The sequence below is a fragment of the Nocardioides ultimimeridianus genome, from assembly GCF_054777895.1.
The window spans coordinates 1-21,806 of record NZ_BAAHAB010000010.1; the positions used below are offsets into that span (position 1 = coordinate 1).

Sequence of the window (21,806 nt, forward strand, 5' to 3'; positions counted from 1 at the left end):
TCGACCGGCGCCTCGGCGGCCGGAGCGGCCGGGGCGGGGGCGGCGGGCGCCGGAGCGGCCGCGGCCTTCTTGGCAGGGGTCGGCTTGGCAGCGGGCTCAGCGGCGGCGCCGCCGTCCTTCTTGGCGAGAAGGTCGGCGCCGTACGCGGCCTCGAACTTCTTGACTGCCGGGAGCTCGATGCTGGAGGACGCCGTCTTGGCGAACTCGCCGATCTCCTTCAGCTTGTCGAGCGCTTCCTTGCTGGTGATGCCATACGTCTTGGCGAGTTCGGAAACTCGGGTCTTGGCCACAATTCTCCTTTTGGCCCAGACCCGGGGTGAGTCTTAGACCGTAGATGGGTGAAGCGAGGTGGAACTGCTCATCGCGAAGTACTCATCGAGTGCTCATGAGCGGGGTGCTCCCGTTTCTGTTGGACCGGCCTCGGACGAGGCTGCGGTCGTGTCGGTCTGGTGTGCGTGGTGCCGGAGGTACTCCCCCACCGGTGCGCTGGACAGCCCACCCGCACTCCCGGTCACCCGGAGCGCGCGAGCGAAGGCCTTCCGCCGCACCGCGAGGTCGTAGCACGCGGACGTGGGATGCAGATGCGCCCCGCGGCCGGGTGCGGTGGCATCGGGATCGGGTACGACGGCCGGTGTCCCGGTCGTCGGATCCGAGCCGACGGTCACCCGCAACAACTCGCGTTTGGCGGCCCGGGCCCGGCAACCGATGCAGGTCCGAACGGGCCCTGTCACCAGGGTTTCGTCGGTCCGCGCAGGGAATTGCCTTCGTCGAGCCACCGAGCATCAACCTTACCGCCTCGGGACACAAAGCCCCGAACCGGCAGGCTCAGTCGGCCTGAGCCGGCTCGTCGTCGGAGTGGATGTCGATCCGCCAGCCCGTGAGGCGGGCCGCGAGGCGGGCGTTCTGCCCCTCCTTGCCGATCGCCAGCGACAGCTGGAAGTCCGGTACGACGACCCGGGCCGACCGTGCGGCCTCGTCGACGACCGTCACCGACTGCACCTGCGCCGGGGACAGCGCGTGCGCGACGAGCTGGCGCGGGTCGTCGGACCAGTCGACGATGTCGATCTTCTCGCCGTGCAGCTCGGACATGATGTTGCGGACCCGCTGCCCCATCGGGCCGATGCAGGCGCCCTTGGCGTTCAGGCCGGAGACCGACGTACGGACCGCGATCTTGGTGCGGTGCCCGGCCTCGCGCGCGATCGCGGAGATCTCGACGGACCCGTCGGCGATCTCGGGGACCTCGAGCGCGAACAGCTTCTTCACCAGGTTGGGGTGGGAGCGGGACAGGGTGACCTGCGGGCCGCGCATGCCCTTGCGCACGGAGATGACCAGGCACTTGATCCGGGTGCCGTGCTTGTACTCCTCGCCGGGGACCCGCTCGCTGACCGGCAGCGACGCCTCGATCCGGCCGAGGTCGACGAGCACGTCGTCGGGGTTGCGTCCCTGCTGGATGATGCCCGAGATGATGTCGCCCTCCTTGCCGGAGAACTCACCGAAGCGGATCTCGTCCTCGGCGTCGCGCAGCCGCTGCAGCATGATCTGCTTGGCGGTCATCGCGGCGATCCGGCCGAAGCCGTCGGGGGTGTCGTCGAACTCCCCGATCTCGTTGTCGTCGTTGTCGTACTCGGTCGCCATGACCCGCACGTGGCCGGTCTTGCGGTCCAGGTCGACCCGCGCCTTCTCGTAGGCGCCCGGGCTCTTGTGGTACGCCGTGAGAAGGGCCTGCTCGATCGCCTCGACCAAGACGTCGAACTTGATCTCCTTCTCCCGCTCCAGGGTCCTGAGGATGTTGAGGTCGATGTCCACGTCACTTCTCCTTGCGGTTGAACTCGATCTGGACGAGCGCCTTGGCGATGTCGCCGTAGGCGATCACCTGCTCGGCGCCGTCGACGGTGAGGGTCACGGAGCCGCCGGGGTCCTCGTCGTACGACGTCGCGCGGCCGGTCACGGCGCTCCCGTCGGTGAGCGTGACCTTCACGAGCCGGTCCAGGTTGCGGCGCCAGTGCCGCGGGAGGGTCAGCGGGCGGTCGACGCCGCGCGAGGTGACCTCGAGGGTGTAGGGCATCTCGCCCAGCACGTCGGTCTCGTCGAGGACGGCGTTGAGGGCGCGGGTGGCGGCCGCCACGTCGTCGAGGTCGACGCCGCCGTCCTTGTCCACCGCGATCCGCAGCACCCGGCGCTTGCCGGCCGGCGTCAGCTCGACGGCCTCCACGTCCAGCCCCAGCTCGCCCAGCGGGCCGGACACGAGGGCCTCGACCTTCATGGCATCGCTCGACTGCTTGCTCGATCCCATCGGGAGGCTCCCCTGTGTCCTGTTGTGTGACTCGTTGCTGCGTGCAGGCCAACCCTAGCGCCGACCCCACGTCTGGCCGACTATCCTCGCCCGGTGACCAGGGCCCCGCTGCAGACCGACCGGCGCGCGGCGTTGCGTTCCCTCGCCCGGGTCGCCCTCGTGGCGCCGCTGGTCGCCGCGTGCGATGCGACGGACACCACACCGGGGCGCTCCACCGGCGTACGCCCCACGGCCGGGGCCGCTGCCGCTGACGCCACGCTCGTCGCGACCCTCGCGCGGCGCATCGCCGCCCTGCACGTCGCCGCGATCGCGGTCGCGAAGCACGCGCCCGGCCGCCGCGCGTGGGCGCTCGACCTCGCCTCGCTGCACCAGCAGCACCTGCGCAAGCTGGGCGCCGCGAGCACGCACGCCTCCGGCGTGTCGGCCCGTACGCCGGAGGCGCTCGCCGCCGCCGAGCGCGACCTTCGCCAGGCGCTGGTCGCCGCATCGGGTCGCGCCGAGAGCGGCGCCCTGGCCCAGGTGCTGGCCTCGATGGCGGCTGCCGTCCAGCAGCGGCTGGTGACGGCATGACCAGTCCGGAGGTCGCCGCGCTGCAGGACGTGCTGGCCGCCGAGCACGCCGCCGTCTACGTCCTCGCGGTGCTCGGCGCCCAGACCTCGCAGTCGCGCCAGCCGAGCCTGTACGACCAGGTGTCCTCGGCCTTCATCGTCCACCGGACCCGGCGCGACGAGCTGATCGCCACCCTCACCGCACTCGGCGCCGAGCCGATCGCCGCCGAGGCCGTCTACCGGGTGCCCACCGACCTCTCGACGTCGGCGCTGATCGAGGCGACCGCGCTGCGGATCGAGCGGGGATGCGCCGCGGCGTACGCCTATGCCGTGGCCAACACCACCGGCGCGCGCCGCGGCTGGCAGACGGCGGCCCTGCTCGACGCCGCCGTCCGTGAGATCGGGTTCGGCGGGGATCCGGAGACACTTCCCGGCCTGTGACCGCCACCGGCCGCCGCGACGCCGCTCTGCAGGTTAGTGCACTGCAGATTTATGAGGATCGTTAGTTGCCACGCCCGCGCCCGCGATGTTGCATGATTTTGCACAAGCGACGGGTGAGCCCCACCTCTCCCCTCGTCGGCGACCTCCCCACAGTGTCGCCGGATCCGCGGCCTCGTGCTTCGGGGGACGTCTCGGGAGTTCCTCGGAGTTCGGGGCCGCTGGGTTTTTCTTGCGCGAGCGCGTCGCCGCGGTCGGCGCCTTGCTCGGCTTGCGTCCCTCGGCTCCTTCGGTCGCTGGCGCTCCCTTCGTCGCCTCGTGCCGCGCACCTCGCAACCGGCGCCTGCGGCGCCGCGCTGCCGCGCTCGCGGTTGGCTTCCGTAGGTCCTGCCTTGGCCTGGCGGCAAGACTCGGGCGCTCGGGGTGCTGGGGTGCTGGGGTGCTGGCAGCGATCGCCGAGGGCACCGAGGGGTGGAGCCTCCAGCCCTGCGCCTACCGCCAGGGGGCGATGAGGGCGGGGATCTCCGCCAGGGAGTGGGCGACGGCGTCGGGGGTGCCCTCGCTGTGGCCGACCTGCTCGGCTGGGATCAGGCTGTGCGGGATGTGGATGGCGCGCATGCCGGCCTGCTGGGCGCCCCAGACGTCGTCGTAGAGCCGGTCGCCGACGTACACGCACGAAGCGGCGTCACTGACCCCGACGGCGTCCATCGCCGCCCCGAAGGCGCGCGGCGATGGCTTCGTCCACGGGATCTCGCTGGTGTAGACGTCGCCGTCGATCAGGTCGGCCACGCCGTCGCGGTCGAAGAAGCCCTGGTGCCACGCGCGCGGCCAGATGGTGTTGGACAGGACCCCGACCTTGATGCCCTCGGCCCGGAGGGCCTCCCACATCGGCCTGACCTCCGGATCGGTCTCGGTGTGCGGCACCCAGAAGTCGTAGTAGGCCCCGAGGAGCTCGGGGTCGTGCGGCAACCCCGCCTCGGTGAAGAGGTCGGCGATCGTCGCGCTCTGCTGGTGGTCGCGGCTGCGGCCCCAGATCACGCTCCCGGCCTCGTGGAGGGCACGGGCATGGGTCCCGGGGTCGCCGCCGTGCTCGGCCGCGACCGCCGCTGCCAACGCCAGCGACTCGGCGTGGAAGTCCACGTCGTGCCACCGGGTCAGCGTGCCGCCCCAGTCGAAGATGACCGCACTGACGCCCGTCCCACCACCCATGCCCCCGACCCTAGATGTCCGTCCCGACAGCCGCGCGCACGAACGCCGCGATCTCCTCGGCGAGCCGCTCGGGCTGGTCGAGCGCGACGAAGGTCTTGGCGTTCTCGATCTCGACCAGCCGCGCGTCCGGGAAGTCGGCCGCGAGCCGGTGCGCCAGCCCGATCCGGAAGAACCGGTCGGCCGGGGCCCAGCACAGCAGGACCGGCCGCTCGAAGCCCGACAACCAGGTGCCGGCGTCCACCAGGTCCGTGGGGCGCCAGCCGCGCGCGAAGCGGGCGACGTCGCGACGTACGCCCTCGTCGGCGAGGTACGGCGCCACCCAGCGCCACGACTCCTCGGAGGTCAGCCGGCGACGCACCAGCCCGCCGAATCCGCCCAGGCCGTTGCGCAGGGCGGCGACCCGCATCGTCGCCATCAGCGGCCGGGCGACGGCGGGGTGCCGCGAGACGCGGAAGAGCGCCCCGAAGGGGGCGGGCGGGAACGTGTCGTAGGCGTCGCAGTCGGTGAGCACCAGCCGGCCGATGCGCGAGGCGTCCTCGTCGAGCAGCAGCTGGCAGACCGCTCCCCCGGTGTCGTTGCCGACCAGCGTCACGTCCTCGAGGCCCATCGCCTCGAGGAAGGACAGCACGATCCGGGCGACGCCGCGGGGCGAGAGCTCGGCGTCGGGCCGCATCGCGGTGGTGTGCGAGCCGAGCGGCCAGGTCGGCGCGAGGGTCCGGAACCCCTGCTCCGCGAGACGCTCGGGCACGTCGGCCCACAGCGTGTCGTCGACCAGGAAGCCGTGGACGAACACGACCGCCGGACCGTCGGCGGGACCGGACTCCCGGTAGTGGACGGTCCCGGCCGGGAGGTCGATGCTCCGGCGCGTCTCTGCTGTTCCCATCACTGCCTCCACTAAGGTTACGAACACATTGTACGTAACTTACGGACAGGTTGTATGGAAATCAAGAGGACCCAGGCCGAGCGCTCCGCGACGACCCGAGCCGCGCTCGTCGCGGCGTCCCGCGGGCTCATCGCCGAGCACGGGTACGCCGCCCTGTCGACCGACCAGATCGCGAAGGCCGCGGGCGTCACGCGCGGGGCGCTCTACCACCAGTTCGCGGGCAAGGAGGAGCTCTTCGCCGCGGTCTTCGAGCAGGTCGAGTCCGAGATCGCGGAGCGGATCGACGCCTTCATCGAGGCGGCCGCACCCAGCGACGTCGACTCCATGCTCGGCGCCAACATCGACGCCTGGCTCGCGACCTGCGCCGAGCCCGAGTTCCACCGGATCGCGCTGATCGAGGCGCCCGCCGTCCTCGGCTGGGAGCGCTGGCGCGAGGTCGGCCTGCGGTACGGCGTCGGGCTCGTCGAGTCCGCGCTCCGCTCGCTCATCGAGGCCGGCCTGGTCACCGACCGGCCGGTCCGGCCGCTCGCCCACGTCCTGGTGGGAGCCCTGGACGAGGCCGCGCTCTACTGCGCGCAGGCCGAGGACCGCGAGCGGGCCACGGCCGAGGTCCGCGAGGCCCTGCTCGCGGTCCTCACCGGCCTGCTGGCCCGCTGACCCCGGCTACCGGGGTCAGCCGCGGACCAGCGCGCCGAGCTGCGCGGCGGCGTCGGCCAGCGGGACCTCGGTCCGCTCACCGGTACGCCGGTCCTTGATCTCGACGACCCGGTTGTCGGGATCGGCCACGCCACGGCCGACCGTGACGATGGTCGGGACGCCGATCAGCTCGGCGTCCTTGAACTTCACGCCGGGGCTGATCTTGCCGGTGCGGTCGTCGTACAGGACGTCGATGCCGGCGGCGACGAGCTCGCCGACCAGCTGCTCGGCGGCCTCGAAGACGGCCGGCTCCTTGCCGGCGGCGACCACGTGGACGTCGTACGGCGCGATCTTCCGCGGCCAGCACAGGCCGATCTCGTCGAGGGTGTCCTCGGCGATGGCGGCGACCGCGCGGGTGACGCCGATGCCGTAGGAGCCCATCGTGACGGTGACCAGCTTGCCGTTCTCGTCGAGCACCTTGAGGTCCAGCGCCTCGGCGTACTTGCGGCCGAGCTGGAAGACGTGGCCCATCTCGATGCCGCGCGAGGTCTCGAGGGTGCCGTCGCAGCGCGGGCACTCGTCGCCGTCGCGGACCTCGGCGGCCTCGATGGTGCCGTCGGGGGTGAAGTCGCGGCCGACGACCACGTCGATGGCGTGCGATCCCTCGACGTTGGCGCCGGTGACCCAGCGGGTGCCCTCGACGATGCGGGGATCGACCAGGAAGCGGATGCCGCTCTTGGCCTCCTCCCCCAGCACCTCCGGGCCGATGTAGCCCTTGACCAGCGAGGGGTGCTTGCGCAGCTCGGCCTCGTCCATCGGCTCCACGGTGATCGGCTCCAGCTGGCCCTCGAGCCGCTTGACGTCGATCTCGCGGTCGCCCGGCACGCCGATCGCCAGCGGCTCGCGGGTGCCGTCGGGGTGGGTCAGCACCACCAGCACGTTCTTGAGCGTGTCGCCGGCCACCCACGGCCGGTCATCGCGCGGGAAGGCCGCGTTGAGGTGGTCGACGAGGGAGGCGATGGTGGGCGTCTCCGGGGTCGCCTCCGCGTGCGCGGCCGGGACGTCGTCGTACGGGAGCGGCTGGGGTGCGCGCACCTCGACGGCCTCGACGTTGGCGGCGTAGTCGCAGTTGGTGCAGCGGACGTAGGTGTCCTCGCCGACCTCGGCCTTGGCCAGGAACTCCTCGGACGCCGAGCCGCCCATGGCGCCCGAGGTCGCCTTGACGATGACGTACTCGAAGCCGAAGCGGTCGAAGATCTTCACGTACGCCGCCCGGTGGGCGTCGTAGGCGGCCTGCAGCCCCTCGTCGGAGACGTCGAAGGAGTAGCTGTCCTTCATGATGAACTCGCGCCCGCGGAGCAGGCCCGCGCGGGGACGCGCCTCGTCGCGGTACTTCTGCTGGATCTGGTAGAGCGCGACCGGCAGGTCCTTGTAGGAGCCGTAGAGGTCCTTCACCAGGAGCGTGAACATCTCCTCGTGGGTGGGACCGAGCAAGTAGTCGGCGTCCTTGCGGTCCTTGAGCCGGAAGATGCCGTCGCCGTACTCGGTCCAGCGGTTGGTCGCCTCGTAGGGCTCGCGCGGCAGCAGGGCCGGGAAGCTGACCTCCTGCGCGCCGATCGCCGCCATCTCCTCGCGGATGATGGCCTCGACCTTGGCGAGCACCCGCAGACCCAGCGGCAGCCAGGTGTAGATGCCCGGCGCGGCACGCCGGATGTAGCCGGCGCGGACCAGGAGCCGGTGGCTCGCGACCTCGGCGTCGGAGGGGTCCTCGCGGAGGGTGCGGAGGAACAGGGTCGACATCCGGGCCAGCATGGGGAGAAGGTTACGGCGCCGAGGCTCGTGCGCTCCAACCAGTTCGGGTTCGGGCGAAGGTGCCGATGCCTACGGCGTGGCGGGAGGGATGACGATGCTGGATGGCATGGCCTGGCAGGATCGGGCGGCGCGGGTCAGGGAGGGTTCGGCCGAGTACGCCGACGTACCGGCCACGGTGAGTCCGGAGCTCATGCACGACCTGTTCGACACGATCCTGCGCACGTCCTTCGACGCGGTGGTGCTGTGCGACCGGCGCAGCGGTGCGTACCTCGAGGTCAGCGACTCCTTCTGCCGGCTGACCGGCTACGACCGCGCCGAGCTGCTCGGCCGCAACTCGGTCGAGCTCGGCCTGGTCGACCCGCTCGGCGTACGGATGACGGCGGAGGCGGACGCCGTCCTCGGCCACGAGGGCATGTACGAGAACACCGTGACCCGCCGCGACGGCACCCGGCGCATCATCGAGTTCACCCACAGCTTCCTGCGTGAGGACTACACCCTCGTCGTGGCGCGCGACGTGACCTCGCGCCGGGAGCGCGAGATCGAGCTCGACCGGCTGGCGCGGTTCGACGAGCTGACCGACGTGCTCAACCGACGCGGGTTCGGCGAGGCGACCGACCTCCTGCTGGAGCAGGCCCGCACCGAGTCGGCCACGGTCCATCTGGTCATGCTCGACCTCGACGGCCTGAAGCCGATCAACGACGACCTCGGCCACGAGTTCGGCGACCGGGCGCTGATCGCCGTCGCGGCCGCGATGCGCGCCGGCTTCGGCCCGCAGGCGGTCGTCGGCCGACTCGGCGGGGACGAGTTCGCGGTGGCGCTGAGCGGCGAGGCCGCGGAGCTGGAGGCCCACCTCGCCGCGTTCCGCACCGCGCTGTCCGCGGTCCGGGTCGGCCCGCCCGGAGCCGCGCGCGGCGTGAGCGTGAGCACCGGCACCGCCTCGGCCCCCGGCGGCATCGGTACGCTCGAGCGGCTGCTCGCCGCCGCCGACGAGGGTCAGTACGTCGCCAAGCGGGCCCGCCAGGCGGCGCGGATCAGCGGCAGCTGAAGCGGCAGCCGCGCGAGCGAGGCGGCCTGCAGCCCGCGGTGGTGGCCCTTGAACGCGTCCACGGCCATCTGGACGTTGCCCGGGAATACCGCGACCAGAAGCGCGGCGCTCGCCAGGGCGGCCGGGCGCCGGGTGCGGGGCGACAGCATCCCGACCGCGCACGCGAGCTCGGCGACGCCGGAGCCGACGATGACCTCACGGTGCGCCGGGATCCAGGACGGCATCAGCGGCTCGAAGACCTCCGGCCTCACCAGGTGGACGGTGCCGCTGGCGAGGAAGGCGCCGATGACGACCTTGGCGTCGGTGCGGAGTGGCATGGGATCTCCTAGAACATGATGGTGGCGAAGCGCTCGGTCTCGACGAAGCCGACCCGCTCATAGACGGCGCGGGCCGCCTCGTTCCAGTCGTTGACGTAGAGCGAGACGTTGGGGGCGATGGTGGCCCGGACCTGCTCGACGACCGCGGCCATGCCGGCCGTCGCGAGGCCCTGCCCGCGCAGGTGGGGCGGCACCCAGACGCCCTGGATCTGGGCGGCGTCGCGGGTGGCGCAGGCGACCTCGGCCTTGAAGACGACCTCGCCGCCGTCGTACCGGGCGAAGGACCAGCTGCGGTTGACCAGCTGCAGGACCCGGGCCCGGTACAGGTCGGACCCGCCCCCGACCTCGGGCGAGATGCCGACCTCCTCGGTGTACATCGCGACGCAGGCCGGGTAGAGGGCGCCGAGGTCGGCGCGCACGCTGGGGCGCACGAGGGGGTCGGGCTCCACGAGCGGGGAGGCGGCGATCGCCAGGTGGCGCTGGTCCCAGCGCAGGTCCCGGGGCCGTCCCCAGTCCGGCGCGACCCGCTCCCAGAACGGCCGCACGGCGTCCTGCGGCCCCACGATCGTCGAGGTGGTACGCCGGCGGGCGAGCGCCGCGTCGGCGAAGTCGACCGCGTCGTCGGGGTCGGCCTCGACGGGGACCAGGTTCGCCGCGACGTGGCAGGCGGCCACCAGCTCCCCGCCCTCGAACTTGCCCCACATCTCGCCGCCGAGCCACCTCGGCTCGAGGTTCGTGGTCTCCGCGCGGTGGATCGCGAACACGTTCACCACCGGGTCCTGGGCCGCCAGGCTCAAGAACGCGCCCAGATCGGCGCTGCTGAGGACGCGGACGCCTCGGCGGGTGGTCAACACGCGTGCGAGGCTACTCGTTCCGACCACTGGTCTTGTCACGATAGTTACAAATGACTATAGAGTCCGGGTCGAAGTCTCGATCCGGCCGGCGTACGGATTCCTCCAGAGTTGTCGCAAGCGAACTGGGGGCAGCGCTCGACGGCCCCTCCTTACCCAGGAGCCGACGCAATGCCCGAATCGAAGCGCCCGAACCACCGCCTGCGCCGGACCATCCCCGGCGCCCTTGCGGCTCTCACCCTCGCGGCCGCCGCGCTGGCCCTGCCGGGCGGTGCGGCGCACGCCGCCGGAGGCCGGCCGCCCGCGGGCGACAGCTGCGGCACGACCGTGCTCAAGGCGGACGGGTCGCCCTGGAGCTGCAGCTTCGCCGACAACTTCTCGGGCACGAAGCTGGACACCACCAAGTGGACCATCGGGCAGACGTCGACGTCGGGCTTCTACGTCGGCAACACCTGCCTGACCGCGAGCAACGTGGCCGTCGGTGGCGGCGAGCTGCGGTTGACGGCCCGCGACACCGGCCAGGACTTCACCTGCCCCACCGCCTCGGGCGGGTTCACCACCCACTACACCGGCGCCCACGTCGGCACCGTCGGCCACTTCTCGCAGACCTACGGCCGCTTCGAGGTGCGCTCGCGCTACCCGCAGAGCTCCAGCGGACTGACGGCCAACTTCTGGATGTACCCCGACCAGCTCACCTACGGCGCCTGGCCGAGCTCGGGCGAGATCGACATCGCCGAGTGGTGGTCGTCCTCACCGACCCAGGTGCTGCCGACGCTGCACTACAGCGGCAGCAGCTTCGCCAACGACTCCGGGTGGGGCTGCACGGTCGCCGACCCGACGGTCTGGCACACCTACACGCTGGTGTGGGAGCCGACCCAGATGCAGTTCAGCATCGACGGCACGACCTGCTTCACCGACTCCTGGACGCCGGATGCGCCGCTGGTCGCGCCGCAGCCCTTCGACAAGCCGTTCTCGATGCTGCTGACCATGGCCGCCGGCGGCTCGAGCGGCACCGACGCGGTCAGCGCGAGCACGACGTTCCCGGCGACGTACGAGGTCGACTACGCGAAGGCCTGGAAGTAGCACCCAGCCTTCCGGACCGGGCCGGGAGTGCGGCGCCCTTGACGCCGCCGCACTCCGGCCCCAACAATCGCGGCACCGGATCGTTGGGCCTCGGGCGCCCACCTCAGCTCCCGAGGAGACCACCTTGCGCGCCAGCTCCCTCCTGACGCGCGCCCGCCGCCGGCGCGGCGCCGTCGTGCTCGCCACGGTCCTGCTGGCGGTCGGGTCGCTGCTCGCAGTCGGCAGCGGACCGGCGACGTCGGTGCCCCGCGCGGCCCCGCTCCCCCGGCCGGTCAGCGCCCGGTCCGTCTCCGGTTGCGGCCCGGCCGTCCACCGTGCCGACGGCTCCACGTGGACCTGCACCTTCGCCGACGGCTTCCGCGGCTCGGCGCTGAACCCGCGCAAGTGGCTGGTGGCGACGACTCCCAGCACCGGCTTCAGCGTCAGCAAGACCTGCTTCGAGGCCCAGAACGTGTCGGTGGGCAACGGTCACCTCAGCCTGGTCGCCGCCGATCTCGGACGCAACATCTGGTGCGGCTCCGGCCTCTTCAACGGCTTCTCGACCCGCTACACCGGCGGGCACATCGCCACCAACGGCCGGTTCCAGCAGACCTACGGCCGCTTCGAGGCGCGCGCCCGGTACCCGCGCACGAGCGCCGGCATCCACGGCGGGTTCTGGATGTACCCGGCCGCGATGACGTACGGCGCCTGGCCCGCCTCCGGCGAGATCGACGTCGCCGAGTGGTGGTCCAACGTCCCGCGGACCGTGCTTCCGACCCTGCACTACAACGGCAGCGGGTCGGCCGACTCCGGCTGGCGGTGCTCCGTCGCGGACCCCACCGTCTGGCACACCTATCGCGTCGTGTGGGAGCCCACCCGGATCACCTTCAGCATCGACGGGAAGCGGTGCTTCGGGCGACGGTGGACCCCCAGTTGGCCCCAGGCCGCCCCGCAGCCGTTCGACCGGCCGTTCACGCTGGTGCTGACCAACGCGGTCGACGGCGACGCGACGGCCAACCAGGTCAGCGCGCGGACGACCCTGCCGTCGGCGTACCAGGTGGACTGGGTGCGTGCCTGGCGGTGAGGCCGGTCAGGAGACGCTGACCTCGGCGCCGGAGCCCTCGACGGGCTCCATGCCCTCGGCGATCTTCATCGCCTCCTCGATCAGGGTCTCGACGATCTCGGACTCGGGCACGGTCTTGACCACCTCGCCCTTGACGAAGATCTGGCCCTTGCCATTGCCGGAGGCGACCCCGAGGTCGGCCTCACGGGCCTCCCCCGGCCCGTTGACGACGCAGCCCATGACGGCGACCCGCAGCGGCACCTCGAGGCCGTCGAGGCCGGCGGTGACCTGCTCGGCCAGCTTGTAGACGTCGACCTGGGCACGGCCGCAGGAGGGGCAGGACACGATCTCGAGCTTGCGCGGGCGCAGGTTGAGGCTCTGCAGGATCTGGATGCCGACCTTGACCTCCTCCACCGGCGGCGCGGAGAGGGAGACCCGGATCGTGTCGCCGATGCCCCGGCTGAGCAGGGCGCCGAAGGCGGTGGCCGACTTGATCGTGCCCTGGAAGGCCGGGCCGGCCTCGGTGACGCCGAGGTGCAGCGGCCAGTCGCCCTGCTCGGCGAGCAGCTCGTAGGCACGCACCATCACGACCGGGTCGTTGTGCTTGACCGAGATCTTGAAGTCGCGGAAGCCGTGCTCCTCGAACAGGCCCGCCTCCCACATCGCGCTCTCCACGAGCGCCTCCGGCGTGGCCTTGCCGTACTTCTCCAGCAGCCGCTTGTCGAGCGAGCCCGCGTTGACGCCGATCCGGATGCTGGTGCCGTGGTCCTTGGCGGCGGCCGCGATCTCCTTGACCTGGTCGTCGAACTTCTTGATGTTGCCCGGGTTGACCCGCACCGCGGCGCAGCCGGCCTCGATGGCGGCGAAGACGTACTTCGGCTGGAAGTGGATGTCCGCGATGACCGGGATCTGGCTGTGCTGCGCGATCTCGGGCAGCGCGTCCGCGTCGTCCTGGCTCGGGCACGCGACCCGGACGATGTCGCAGCCGGCGGCGGTGAGCTCGGCGATCTGCTGCAGGGTGGCGTTGACGTCGGAGGTCAGCGTCGTGGTCATGGACTGCACCGAGATCGGGTGGTCGCTGCCGACGCCGACCTTGCCCACCTGGATCTGCCGCGTGGGGCGCCGCGGGGCGAGCACCGGAGGCGGGGCGGTGGGCATGCCGAGGCCGATGGCTGTCATGCCACCCAGCCTACTTTCCGCATCCCCGGAGCCGGTGATCGAGCGCGCGTCAGGCGATGTGGACCGGTACGACGAAGTCCGCGACGATCAGGACCACGCCCATGACCAGCAGCGCCGAGGCGACGACGTACGCGATGGGGAGCAGCTTGGCGGCGTCCACGTACCCGGGGTCGGGCCGGCGGCGGAGCCGGGCGATGCCGCGGCGTACGGCCTCCCACAGGGCGCTGGCGATGTGCCCGCCGTCCAGCGGGAGCAGCGGGACGAAGTTGAGCATGCCGACGAAGAGGTTGAAGCCGGCGATCAGCGTGAGCAGGAAGACGACCTTCTCCTGTACGTCGATCGCCTTGCTCGAGCCGATCTCGCCGGCGAAGCGCCCGCCGCCCACGATGCTCACCGGACCGTTGGGGTCCCGCTTCTGCAGACCGACGATCGCCCGGGCGACGCCCCAGACCCGGACCGGCAGCGTGGCGAGCGAGGACACGACGTGCTTGGTCATGACCCCCATCTGGCCGAGGGTGTAGAGGGGGCCGCCGGTGACGTTCGACGAGGTCGGCGAGACACCCAGGAAGCCGACCTTCCTGTCGACCTGGCCCCCCACCTGCTCGGGCGGCCGGACCGTGGTGGCGGTGTGGAGCGCCACCCGGCTGCCTCCGCGCTCGACCACGACGGTCGCCTGCCGGGTGCCGTTGGCCTGGATCAGCTGCTGGAACTGGGCCCAGTCGGAGATCGGCGTGCCGTTGAACGAGATGATCCGGTCCCCGACCTCGATCCCGGCGGCGTGCGCCGGTGCCGGGTGCTCGCGGATCTCGGCGGGCGTGCACGTCCGGCCGGAGTCGGCGAACGGGACGACGCACGCGCTGACGTCGGAGATCGTGGTGCTGAGCCGCTGGTCGTCCGGGTTGCCCCAGGTCGCGAAGACGGCGGTGAAGATCGCGAAGGCGATGAGCAGGTTCACCGTCGGCCCGCCGGCCATCACGACGACCTTCTTCCACCACGGCAGCTTGTAGAAGAGCCGGTCGGAGTCCTCGGGCCGGATGGTCTCCCACTCGGCGGCACGGGCGTCGGAGATCAGCTGGGTGAAGAGACCGGTGTTGGACTTGCGGATCCGGACCACGGTGTTGCCGTCCGCGTCCACCTCGGCGTCGTCGGCGACGTCGACAGCGGCGGGCGGCAGCATCCCGACGATCTTGACGTAGCCGCCGAGCGGGATGGCCTTGATCCCGCACTCGGTCTCACCGACCTGCTTGCTCCACACGGTGGGCCCGAAGCCGATGAAGTACTGGGTGACCTTCCCGCCGAACCGCTTGGCGGGGATCATGTGGCCGAGCTCGTGCAGGCCGATCGATGCCAGGATCGCCACCGCGAAGACCAGCACACCCAGCGTGTAGAGCAGAACGGTCATCGGTCACCTCGGTCGCGGATCAGGTCGGTCGCCGTCGAGCGCGCCCAAGCGTCGGCGGCCAGGATGTCGTCGACGGTCAACCCCTCACAGCGTACGTCGTGGGCATGCAGCACGTCGGCGATCGTGTCGACGATCCCGGTGAACCCGAGCCCGCCGTGGCGGAAGGCGTCCACGCAGACCTCGTTGGCCGCGTTGTAGACCGCGGGCGCCGTGCCCCCTGCCACGCCGGCCTTCCGCGCGATCGCTACCGCCGGGAACGCCTCGTCGTCGAGGGGCAGGAACTCCCAGGTCTCCGGCCGGCTCCAGTCGACCGCGGGAGCGGCGTCGGGGACGCGGTCGGGCCAGGTGAGGCCGAGCGCGATGGGGATGAGCATCGTCGGCGGGCTCGCCTGGAGGATGGTCGAGCCGTCGACGTACTCGACCATCGAGTGGACGACGCTGGTCGGGTGCACCACGACCTCGATCCGGTCGAACGGGATCCCGAACAGCAGGTGCGCCTCGATGACCTCCAGCCCCTTGTTGACCAGGGTGGCGGAGTTGATGGTGATGACCGGTCCCATGTCCCAGGTCGGGTGGTTGCCCGCCTGCTCGGGGGTGACGTCGGCGAGCTCGGCGCGGGTGCGGCCGCGGAACGGGCCGCCGCTGGCGGTGAGCACCAGGCGGCGTACCTCGCTCGGCTCGCCGGCCCGCAGGCACTGGGCGATGGCGCTGTGCTCGGAGTCGACCGGCACGATCTGGCCGGGCCGCGCGCGCTCGAGGACGAGCGGGCCGCCCATGATCAGGGACTCCTTGTTGGCCAGCGCCAGGGTGGTGCCGGCGTCGAGCGCGGCCAGCGTGGGGCGCAGCCCGACCGCGCCGGTGATGCCGTTGAGGACCACGTCGCAGGGTCGGCCGGCCGCCTCGACGCTGGCCTCCTCCCCGATCCCGGAGTACGCCGGCGCGAACTCCGCCACCTGCTCGGCGAACAGCTGCGGGTTGCTGCCCCCGGCGGTCAGCCCGACGACGCGGAACCGGTCGGGGTTGGCCCGGACCAGCTCGAGGGCCTGGGTGCCGATCGAGCCGGTGGATCCGAGGATGACGACGTCCTTCACGCCGCCATCCTCTCAACCCCGAGCGCGGGCGGCGCCGCCGTCCTCGATGTTGCCGACGACACGGGTCCAAAAGTGCCGGATTGCCAGGATCCATGCGGGTTCTGCTGGATCCTTGAGCAGTGCTCGCCCGCTTCCGTGTCCACGCGCTCCTCGCGCTGGTCGTCGTCCTCGTGCTGCTCGTGGCGACGCTGTTCGGCGAGGCGACCGGCAGCGGCGGTGCCGTCGTGGCGCGCCCGGTCGCGGCCCGGGTCGGGTCCTCGGCCGCCCCGGCCCATGCCGGTACGGCGGTCCGCGCGAGGGGCGGCCACTGCCGGGGCCTGGTCGCGCTCACCTTCGACGACGGCCCGGTCCCCGGGACCACCGAGCACCTGGTCCGGATCCTGCAGCACCTCGGCGTGCGCGCGACCTTCTTCATGGTCGGCTACCGCGTCGCAGCGGCCGAGAGCACCGTCCGCACGGTCGCCGACGCGGGCTTCGCGATCGGCAACCACACCTGGGCGCACCGCGACCTCGCGCTGCAGTCGGCCAGCGACGCGCGGGTGGCGCTGCTGCGGACGCAGCGGGCGCTGCGCCGCGCCGGCGTCGGCACCGGCCACCTGATGCGCCCGCCGTACGGCGCCCTCGACAGCACCGCCCGCCACGTCATCCGTGACCTCGGCCTGGTGCCCGTCCTGTGGACCGTCGACTCCCTCGACTGGCAGAGCGGCAGCGCGACGCGGATCGCGCACCGCATCCTCTCGGCGCTGCGGCCGGGGCCCGACAACATCGTCCTGCAGCACGACGGCGTCGACCGCTCACCGATCTCGATCCGCGCGGTCCCGCTCGTAGTGCGCACGGCGCGGCGCCGGGGCTACTGCTTCGTCGAGCTCGACCGGCACGGACTTCCCCGGTGGCCGGTGGGCTACCACCCGCGCCGGACCGCGGGACGCCTCAGTCGCTGAGCAGCCGGTCCGCGGCGGTGTGGGGGTCGAGCTCGCCCGCAACGACGGACTCGGCGAGCGCGGCCAATCGGTCCGAGCGCCCGGCGTCGGCCCAGCGCCGCCGCATCGCGGTGAGCGCCAGCGCCTCGATCTCCTCGCGGGCCCGGCGGGTACGCCGATGCGCCCCCTCGCCCGAGTCGGCGAGCCACGCGCGGTGGCCGGCCAGCGCGTCCGCCACCTCGCCGACGCCGTCGCCCGTCGACGCGGTCGTCAGTAGCACGGGCGGCTTCCAGGCGCCGTCACGCCGCTCGGCGAGGCCGAGCATGGAGCGGAGGTCCCGGCGTACCTTCTGGGCGCCGTCGCGGTCGGCCTTGTTGACGACGTACAGGTCCCCGATCTCGAGGATCCCGGCCTTCGCCGCCTGGATGCCGTCGCCCATCCCGGGCGCGAGGAGCACGACCGTGGTGTCGGCGAGACCGGCGATCTCCACCTCGCTCTGACCGACGCCGACGGTCTCGACGAGGACGACGTCGAAGCCGCAGGCGTCGAGGACCCGCATCGCCTGCGGAGCTGCCCAGGCGAGACCGCCGAGGTGGCCGCGGGCCGCCATGCTCCGGATGAACACGCCCGGGTCCAGCACGTGGTCGCCCATCCGGATCCGGTCGCCGAGCAGCGCCCCGCCGGAGAACGGTGAGGACGGGTCGACGGCCAGCACCGCGACCCGGAGGTCGCGCTTGCGCAGCTCGCCGACCAGCGCGCTGGTGGAGGTGGACTTCCCGACACCGGGAGCGCCGGTGAGACCGACGATGTGCGCCTGCCCGGCGTACGGCGCCAAGGCCCGCATCAGGTCCGGCAGGACCGGCGACTCGTCCTCGACGAGCGACACCAGCCGGCCCACCGACCGCTGGTCCCCGCCGCGCGCCTTCTCCACCAAGTCAGGAACGGCCGCCGCGGTGATCCCGCGACGGCCGCCCCCGGTGGTGCTCTGGGTCAAGCCTCAGGCCTGGGGAACGCGGATGATCAGGGCGTCGCCCTGGCCGCCGCCGCCGCACAGGGCGGCCGCGCCGACACCGCCGCCGCGACGCTTCAGCTCCTGCGCGAGGTGCAGGGTGATGCGGGCGCCCGAGCAGCCGAGCGGGTGACCGATGGCGATGGCGCCACCGTTGACGTTGACCTTGTCCTCGTCCAGGCCGAGGGCCCGGGCGGACTCGAGGCCGACGGCCGCGAACGCCTCGTTGAACTCCACCAGGTCGAGGTCGGCGGCGCTCAGGCCGGCCTTGTCGAGAGCCTTCTGGGTGGCGTTGGCCGGCTGCAGCTGGAGGCTGGAGTCGGGGCCGGCGACCTGGCCGTGGGAGACGATCTCGGCGAGGATCGGCAGGCCGAGCTCCTCGGCCTTGGCCTTCGAGGTCACCACGACAGCGGCAGCGCCGTCGGAGATCTGCGAGGCGGAGCCGGCGGTGATGGTGCCGGTCTTGGAGAACGCCGGGCGCAGGCCCGCGAGCGACTCGGCGGTGGTGTCGCCACGGACGCCCTCGTCGGCGGAGATGACGACCGGGTCGCCCTTGCGCTGCGGGATGCTGACGGGGACGATCTCCTCGTCGAAGACGCCGTTCTTCTGCGCGGCGGCGGCGAGCTGGTGGGAGCGGGCGGCGAACGCGTCCTGCTCCTCGCGGGTCAGGCCGTTGTCGCGGTCGGCGTTGACGGCCTCGGTGAGCGCGCCCATCGCCTGCTGGGTGGCCTGGTCGTAGAGGGCGTCGTACGCCATCGAGTCGACGAGGGTCGTGTCGCCGTACTTGAAGCCCTCACGGGAGCCGGCCAGGAAGTGCGGGGCCTGGGTCATGGACTCCATGCCGCCCGCGACCACGATCTCGGCCTCACCGGAGCGGATCATCTGGTCGGCCTGGGCGATCGCGTTGATGCCGGACAGGCAGACCTTGTTGATGGTGATCGAGGGGACGCTGCTCGGCAGGCCCGCGGCCAGGCCGGCGGTGCGGGCCGGGTTCTGGCCGGCGCCGGTCTGCAGGACCTGGCCCATGATCAGGTAGTCGACCTGGTCGCCGGAGACGCCGGCCTTCTCCAGGGCGCCCTTGATGGCCACAGCACCGAGGTCAGCCGCCGACAGGGTCTTGAGACCGCCGAGAAGTCGGCCGATCGGGGTGCGCGCGCCGGCGACGATGACGGTGGGGTTGTCGGACATTGCTGCCTCCGTGAAGACGAATAGATGAACGCCATCGAGCCTACTCGCGCCGATCCGGAGCGGGGAGGGGTCTCACTCCGGGGCACTCTGAGGCACTCGTCACAGCCAGGCCCGCAGCGCTCGCGGCATGATGGGCCGCATGAGCCTGAGCGACGTCCAGCACCTGTTCACCGCGATCGATCACGTCGGGATCGCCGTACCCGACCTCGACGAGGCGATCGCCTTCTACACCGGCACCTACGGCATGACGGTCGCCCATGAGGAGACCAACGAGGAGCAGGGCGTCCGCGAGGCGATGGTCCGCGTCGGCGACACCGACTCCTGCATCCAGCTCCTGGCGCCGCTGTCGCCGGAGTCGACCATCGGCAAGTTCCTCGCCAAGTCCGGCCCCGGCCTGCAGCAGCTCGCCTACCGGGTAGCCGACATCGACGAGGTCTCCGCGACCCTGCGCGAGCGCGGCCTGCGCCTGCTGTACGACGCCCCCAAGCGCGGCACCTCCAACAGCCGGGTCAACTTCATCCACCCCAAGGACGCCGGCGGCGTGCTGGTCGAGCTGGTCGAGCCTTCGGCTGACGCTCACTGATCCTTCAGACGTACCTGAACCCGACCGTCTCCCCCGGCCTGAGCTGGGCGAGGCGGTCGGTGTCCTTCTGGACCACGACGCCGATCACCGGGTAGCCGCCGGTCACGGGGTGGTCCGGACCGAAGACGATCGGCTCGCCGCTCGGCGGCACCTGAATCGCGCCGCGCGTGGCGCCCTCGCTCGGCAGCTGCCGGCCGGGGTCGGCAGGGGCGAATGCGGCGCCGCTGAGGCGCAGGCCCACCCGGTCGCTCGCGGCGCCGACGGTCCAGCGGGTGCGGGTGAGCAGGTCGGGGTCGGTCACCCAGCCGGCCCGCGGGCCGGGGACGACGCGGAGGATCGGGTCGGCCGCGTGCTCGGGCGTCGGGAAGCCCTCGGTGAGGATGTCGCCGGCCACCGCGGTGCCGACGCGGAGCCGCTCGTTCCCCGACACCGGTGCTGGGCCGAGGCCGGCCAGGGTGTCCCGCGCCGCCGAGCCGAGGATGCGCGGGACGTCGAGCCCTCCGCGGACGGCGAGGTAGGAGCGCAGCCCGGTCGGGGGGACGCCCAGCCGCAGACGCTCGCCGGGTCGCACCGGCAGGACGACGCCGCTGGGCTCGGTGCGCCCGTCGATCCGCAGCGTGACGGGTGCACCCGTCACGACGATCCAGGTGGTCGCGGTGACCTCCAGCTCGAGCCCGCCGAGGACGACCTCCAGCGCGGCCGCCCCCGGCTCGTTGCCGAGCAGCCGGTTGCCGAGCTCGTACGCCGCCCGGTCGGCCGCGCCGCTCGCCCCGACCCCGATCGCGGCGTGGCCGGGGCGGCCGGCGTCCTGCACGAGGACCGGCCCGCCGACGGCGCGGACGAGGAGCTCAGCCATCGATCGCCTCGAACCGGACCGTGGTCCCTGCGGTGAGCAGCGCGGGCTCGTCGCGCGCGAGGTCCCAGAGCACCGCCTCAGTGCTCCCGATCAGCTGCCACCCGCCCGGCGACTCCCGCGGGTAGATGCCGCTGAACTCCCCCGCCAGGCCGACCGCGCCGGCCGGCACCCGCGTCCGCGGGGTCGCCCTCCGCGGCACGTGCAGCCGGGGGTCGCCGCCCACCAGGTAGGCGAAGCCCGGCGCGAACCCGCCGAACGCGACCCGCCACGGCGTGCCCGTGTGCGCGGACACGACCTCCGACTCGGCCAGCCCGGTGAGTCGCGCCACGTCGGCCAGGTCGGGTCCGTCGTACCTCGTGGGGATCCGTCGCACCTGATCGCTCGGCCCCGATCTCGCCAGACCCGGGGCCACCGCATCCGGTACGACGGCGAGCAGCCGGTCCATCGCCACCCCGGGCCGTGCCACGAGCAGCACCGTCCGCGCGCCCGGTACGACGTCGGCGACCAGCTCACCGACACGCGCATCGGCCCGGAGGAGGTCGGCGTACGCGACCACCGCGGCGGTGTCGGGGAGCTCGACGAGGAGCGCCCTGTCGCCGTACGGCAGGACGTTCATGCGAACGGGGTCGTCTCGATCCCGGCCCCGTCCAGGCCGGCCCGGACCGCCTCCGCGATCGCCGCGGCGCCCGGGGAGTCGCCGTGGACGCACAGCGAGTCGACCGATGCCGCGAGCGCGACCGCCTGCTCCGCCGCCCGCGCGGGCGACTCGATCATCGCGCCCGGCTGCCCGCGCGGCACCAGCCCGCCGTCGGGCAGGTAGCCCCGGTCGGCGAACCCCTCGGTCACCACCGGCAGCCCGGACGCCTCGGCGAGCAGCAGGAAGGGCGAGCCCGGCAGGCCGAGGACCGGCAGGCCGCCGTACTCCACCACGGCGTCGATGACGGCCTGCGCCTGCGCCGGACGGACGTTGACGGCGTGGTAGAGCGCGCCGTGCGGCTTGAGGTAGCGCACCCGGTCACCGGCGACGCGGGCCAGGCCGTCCAGCGCCCCGAGCTGGTAGAGCACGTCGGCGGTCAGCTCGGCAGAAGGAACGTCGATGAAGCGCCGGCCGAAGCCCGCGAGGTCGCGGTAGCCGACCTGGGCACCGATGCGCACCCCGTGCCCCACGCACATCGCGACGGTACGACGCAGCGTCAGCGGATCTCCCGCGTGGAAGCCGCAGGCCACGTTGGCGGAGGTGAGGTGCGGGAGCAGCGCGGCGTCGTCGCCGAGCGTCCACCTTCCGAACGATTCGCCCACATCGGCGTTGAGGTCGACCACGGACCTATCGTGGCCCACGGCGGTCCGGATCGCGGTCATCCGATGAGACGCGGCTCACGAACCCGCTCTCAGACGGTTAATGGCCGGTAACCTGCCCGACG

The 21,806-nt window shown here is 72.4% G+C and carries 25 protein-coding genes; 8 read left to right on the top strand and 17 right to left on the bottom strand.

The features are described from left to right. The 4 genes from ACYU8V_RS10605 to rimP all read right to left on the bottom strand — a co-directional run. The coding region (locus tag ACYU8V_RS10605; protein WP_460847220.1) for a translation initiation factor IF-2 N-terminal domain-containing protein at positions 1-290 on the bottom strand (290 nt) is incomplete at its 3' end. 93 nt (positions 291-383) lie between these two features. Next, complete coding sequence (locus ACYU8V_RS10610; RefSeq protein ID WP_460847221.1) at positions 384-776, bottom strand: YlxR family protein; 393 nt, start codon at positions 774-776, stop codon at positions 384-386. Between the two features lie 49 nt (positions 777-825). Continuing rightward, a complete protein-coding gene (gene nusA, locus ACYU8V_RS10615) occupies positions 826-1,806 on the bottom strand; it encodes a transcription termination factor NusA (RefSeq protein WP_460847223.1) in 981 nt (326 codons plus the stop codon). Between the two features lies 1 nt (position 1,807). Then, a complete protein-coding gene (gene rimP, locus ACYU8V_RS10620; RefSeq protein WP_460847225.1) occupies positions 1,808-2,293 on the bottom strand; it encodes a ribosome maturation factor RimP in 486 nt (161 codons plus the stop codon). Between the two features lie 93 nt (positions 2,294-2,386). On the opposite strand from rimP, the gene ACYU8V_RS10625 reads away from it, so the two are divergent. Then, positions 2,387-2,863, top strand: a complete 477-nt coding sequence (locus ACYU8V_RS10625; RefSeq protein ID WP_460847226.1) for a hypothetical protein — start codon at positions 2,387-2,389, stop codon at positions 2,861-2,863. Next, positions 2,860-3,282, top strand: coding sequence for a ferritin-like domain-containing protein (locus ACYU8V_RS10630; protein ID WP_460847227.1), 423 nt, complete (start codon positions 2,860-2,862; stop codon positions 3,280-3,282). The genes ACYU8V_RS10625 and ACYU8V_RS10630 overlap by 4 nt, the downstream gene beginning before the upstream one ends. Before the next feature lie 489 nt (positions 3,283-3,771). Here ACYU8V_RS10630 and ACYU8V_RS10635 read toward each other — a convergent pair whose 3' ends face one another. Together ACYU8V_RS10635 and ACYU8V_RS10640 are read right to left on the bottom strand one after the other, a co-directional pair. Beyond that, the gene (locus tag ACYU8V_RS10635; protein ID WP_460847228.1) at positions 3,772-4,488 is read right to left on the bottom strand and encodes an HAD family hydrolase; all 717 of its coding nucleotides are present in this window, start codon (positions 4,486-4,488) and stop codon (positions 3,772-3,774) included. A 10-nt stretch (positions 4,489-4,498) separates the two neighbouring features. Then, the gene (locus tag ACYU8V_RS10640; protein WP_460847229.1) at positions 4,499-5,371 is read right to left on the bottom strand and encodes an alpha/beta fold hydrolase; all 873 of its coding nucleotides are present in this window, start codon (positions 5,369-5,371) and stop codon (positions 4,499-4,501) included. Between the two features lie 54 nt (positions 5,372-5,425). Between ACYU8V_RS10640 and ACYU8V_RS10645 the strand changes: the two genes are divergently transcribed. Then, positions 5,426-6,028, top strand: a complete 603-nt coding sequence (locus tag ACYU8V_RS10645) for a TetR/AcrR family transcriptional regulator (protein WP_460847231.1) — start codon at positions 5,426-5,428, stop codon at positions 6,026-6,028. A 15-nt stretch (positions 6,029-6,043) separates the two neighbouring features. On the opposite strand, the gene ACYU8V_RS10650 is transcribed toward ACYU8V_RS10645, so the two are convergent. Further along, a complete protein-coding gene (locus ACYU8V_RS10650; protein ID WP_460847233.1) occupies positions 6,044-7,819 on the bottom strand; it encodes a proline--tRNA ligase in 1,776 nt (591 codons plus the stop codon). An 88-nt stretch (positions 7,820-7,907) separates the two neighbouring features. On the opposite strand from ACYU8V_RS10650, the gene ACYU8V_RS10655 reads away from it, so the two are divergent. Further along, positions 7,908-8,864, top strand: a complete 957-nt coding sequence (locus tag ACYU8V_RS10655; protein ID WP_460847234.1) for a sensor domain-containing diguanylate cyclase — start codon at positions 7,908-7,910, stop codon at positions 8,862-8,864. Here the strand turns inward: ACYU8V_RS10655 and ACYU8V_RS10660 are convergent. Both ACYU8V_RS10660 and ACYU8V_RS10665 read right to left on the bottom strand, forming a co-directional pair. Continuing rightward, entirely contained in the window at positions 8,813-9,181 is a 369-nt protein-coding gene (locus ACYU8V_RS10660) for a DoxX family protein (RefSeq protein ID WP_460847235.1), read from the bottom strand. The genes ACYU8V_RS10655 and ACYU8V_RS10660 overlap by 52 nt on opposite strands. A gap of 8 nt (positions 9,182-9,189) precedes the next feature. Further along, positions 9,190-10,035, bottom strand: a complete 846-nt coding sequence (locus ACYU8V_RS10665; RefSeq protein ID WP_460847237.1) for a GNAT family N-acetyltransferase — start codon at positions 10,033-10,035, stop codon at positions 9,190-9,192. Between the two features lie 168 nt (positions 10,036-10,203). On the opposite strand from ACYU8V_RS10665, the gene ACYU8V_RS10670 reads away from it, so the two are divergent. Together ACYU8V_RS10670 and ACYU8V_RS10675 are read left to right on the top strand one after the other, a co-directional pair. Further along, positions 10,204-11,115, top strand: a complete 912-nt coding sequence (locus ACYU8V_RS10670; protein WP_460847239.1) for a glycoside hydrolase family 16 protein — start codon at positions 10,204-10,206, stop codon at positions 11,113-11,115. A gap of 124 nt (positions 11,116-11,239) precedes the next feature. Next, a complete protein-coding gene (locus tag ACYU8V_RS10675) occupies positions 11,240-12,178 on the top strand; it encodes a glycoside hydrolase family 16 protein (RefSeq protein WP_460847240.1) in 939 nt (312 codons plus the stop codon). Between the two features lie 6 nt (positions 12,179-12,184). On the opposite strand, the gene ispG is transcribed toward ACYU8V_RS10675, so the two are convergent. Genes ispG through ACYU8V_RS10690 form a run of 3 tightly spaced genes read right to left on the bottom strand, consistent with a single transcriptional unit; the run spans position 12,185 to position 15,829 of the window. Further along, a complete protein-coding gene (ispG, locus tag ACYU8V_RS10680) occupies positions 12,185-13,336 on the bottom strand; it encodes a flavodoxin-dependent (E)-4-hydroxy-3-methylbut-2-enyl-diphosphate synthase (RefSeq protein WP_460847241.1) in 1,152 nt (383 codons plus the stop codon). Positions 13,337-13,385: 49 nt separating this feature from the next. Beyond that, entirely contained in the window at positions 13,386-14,738 is a 1,353-nt protein-coding gene (locus tag ACYU8V_RS10685) for a M50 family metallopeptidase (RefSeq protein WP_460847242.1), read from the bottom strand. Then, a complete protein-coding gene (locus ACYU8V_RS10690) occupies positions 14,735-15,829 on the bottom strand; it encodes a 1-deoxy-D-xylulose-5-phosphate reductoisomerase (RefSeq protein ID WP_460847243.1) in 1,095 nt (364 codons plus the stop codon). The genes ACYU8V_RS10685 and ACYU8V_RS10690 overlap by 4 nt, the downstream gene beginning before the upstream one ends. Positions 15,830-15,948: 119 nt before the next feature. Here ACYU8V_RS10690 and ACYU8V_RS10695 point away from each other — a divergent pair, with 119 nt between their 5' ends. Next, the gene (locus ACYU8V_RS10695) at positions 15,949-16,770 is read left to right on the top strand and encodes a polysaccharide deacetylase family protein (RefSeq protein WP_460847244.1); all 822 of its coding nucleotides are present in this window, start codon (positions 15,949-15,951) and stop codon (positions 16,768-16,770) included. On the opposite strand, the gene meaB is transcribed toward ACYU8V_RS10695, so the two are convergent. Together meaB and ACYU8V_RS10705 are read right to left on the bottom strand one after the other, a co-directional pair. After that, a complete protein-coding gene (gene meaB / locus ACYU8V_RS10700; RefSeq protein ID WP_460847246.1) occupies positions 16,760-17,743 on the bottom strand; it encodes a methylmalonyl Co-A mutase-associated GTPase MeaB in 984 nt (327 codons plus the stop codon). The two genes, ACYU8V_RS10695 and meaB, sit on opposite strands and share 11 nt — an antisense overlap. A 3-nt stretch (positions 17,744-17,746) precedes the next feature. Beyond that, positions 17,747-18,946, bottom strand: a complete 1,200-nt coding sequence (locus ACYU8V_RS10705; protein ID WP_460847247.1) for an acetyl-CoA C-acetyltransferase — start codon at positions 18,944-18,946, stop codon at positions 17,747-17,749. 139 nt (positions 18,947-19,085) lie between these two features. On the opposite strand from ACYU8V_RS10705, the gene mce reads away from it, so the two are divergent. After that, entirely contained in the window at positions 19,086-19,529 is a 444-nt protein-coding gene (gene mce / locus ACYU8V_RS10710; RefSeq protein ID WP_460847249.1) for a methylmalonyl-CoA epimerase, read from the top strand. A gap of 4 nt (positions 19,530-19,533) precedes the next feature. On the opposite strand, the gene ACYU8V_RS10715 is transcribed toward mce, so the two are convergent. The 3 genes from ACYU8V_RS10715 to ACYU8V_RS10725 are packed head-to-tail and all read right to left on the bottom strand — an operon-like array spanning position 19,534 to position 21,744. Then, the gene (locus ACYU8V_RS10715) at positions 19,534-20,385 is read right to left on the bottom strand and encodes a 5-oxoprolinase subunit C family protein (protein ID WP_460847250.1); all 852 of its coding nucleotides are present in this window, start codon (positions 20,383-20,385) and stop codon (positions 19,534-19,536) included. After that, on the bottom strand, positions 20,378-21,001 hold the full coding sequence (locus ACYU8V_RS10720; protein ID WP_460847252.1) for a 5-oxoprolinase subunit B family protein: 624 nt from the start codon (positions 20,999-21,001) through the stop codon (positions 20,378-20,380). Before ACYU8V_RS10720 ends, ACYU8V_RS10715 begins: the two co-directional genes overlap by 8 nt. After that, positions 20,998-21,744 (bottom strand): LamB/YcsF family protein, encoded by a 747-nt coding sequence (locus ACYU8V_RS10725; protein ID WP_460847253.1) that lies wholly within the window; start codon positions 21,742-21,744, stop codon positions 20,998-21,000. Before ACYU8V_RS10725 ends, ACYU8V_RS10720 begins: the two co-directional genes overlap by 4 nt. Between the last annotated feature and the right edge of the window lie 62 nt (positions 21,745-21,806).